Annotated in this window: 1 protein-coding gene; it reads left to right on the top strand. The window is 33.2% G+C overall.

Translation table 11 applies throughout. From position 1 onward, the window contains the following. A partial coding sequence (locus tag WJR50_RS34145; protein WP_341297806.1) for a hypothetical protein occupies positions 1-633 on the top strand: 633 nt, incomplete at its 5' end. Between the last annotated feature and the right edge of the window lie 138 nt (positions 634-771).

Below are 771 nucleotides of genomic sequence, written 5' to 3'. Positions count from 1 at the left end.
GTTCTCGGCAATTGTAAGATGAAGAAAAATTTCAATACAATCCTTACCATTCTAGTTTTAATATTGGCAGTGCTTCAAGCGCCATTAGTATATTACTACACATTTGGAATGATTGCTTTACTTATTGTACCGCTTTATATGTTGTTCGGGGCAATTTTAACAATCATCTTACTTAAGCGATTATTTGATGGTGAGAATAAGCAAAAGACGAAATTTGAAGCTGTTGGTTCAATTTCAGCATTAGTTGTAGGTATTAGCTCAATATTTTTAATAGGACAAATTGAAAAATTAGATTGGCATCTTAGAAAATCTAGTAGGGAGAGTATCGTTGAAATGGTAAAAAGAGGTGAGTTAGTACCTGATAACCCTTATAATAACGGAGTTTGTCCATTAAAGAAGTGGAGTTTTCCACCAATATCAAATGGAGGAAATGATATAGTCATATACCGTGGAAAAAATGATGTTGTAACGATAAAGTTTTACATAAATAGAGGATTCTTAGATCATTATTCAGCTTTTGTATACACAGATGATCAATCAAAAATTGATGAGCTAGACGAAAGAATTAGTTGGGATACTGGTGATGATAAAAATTTAAAACTTGAAAAAAATTGGTATCGAGTATCATATTAGAAAAGATTGAACTGCCGAGAACAAAATGCATATGTGAGCCTGGCATTTATTAGCTAGCTCATTAGTTGCTCCAAGTAGCAATCTTGATGAAAGAAAGTAAAACAGCAAACAAGTCGGCGCACATATGCATCGGCCGTT

The organism is Catalinimonas locisalis (assembly GCF_038039535.1).
Lineage (GTDB): Bacteria > Bacteroidota > Bacteroidia > Cytophagales > Cyclobacteriaceae > Catalinimonas.
The sequence above is the reverse complement of the archived record's forward strand: the minus strand, read 5'-3'. Positions and strand labels throughout refer to the sequence as shown.